Annotated in this window: 1 protein-coding gene; it reads right to left on the bottom strand. The window is 43.8% G+C overall.

Annotated elements, in window-relative coordinates; translation table 11 throughout:
• A partial coding sequence (locus GBH70_RS16520; protein WP_253694065.1) for a reverse transcriptase domain-containing protein occupies positions 1-315 on the bottom strand: 315 nt, incomplete at both ends.

The following is a 315-nucleotide window of genomic DNA, read 5'->3' on the forward strand; positions in this document are numbered from 1 at the left end:
TTGTTCACTTTTAGCAGTAATTTGCCTTCAATGAACTTTGTTACTCCCTCCATAACCCTTTGTCCAGCCTTCCAGCTCTTGACGTAGATATTACAGTCGTCTGCGTATCTTACGAAACGCAAGTTCCTGCGCTCTAATTCTTTGTCCAATTGGTCTAACATAATGTTAGAAAGCAGGGGACTAAGGGGTCCGCCCTGAGGTGTTCCTTGTTCATTGGCGGATACAAGACCGTTTTCCATGATGCCGGCTTTTAGAAATTGGCGGATCAAATGAAGAATTCTGCCATCCCTTATCTTCTTTCCAATAAGGTGCATG

Source organism: Weizmannia acidilactici (assembly GCF_008974225.1).
Lineage (GTDB): Bacteria > Bacillota > Bacilli > Bacillales > Bacillaceae_C > Weizmannia > Weizmannia acidilactici.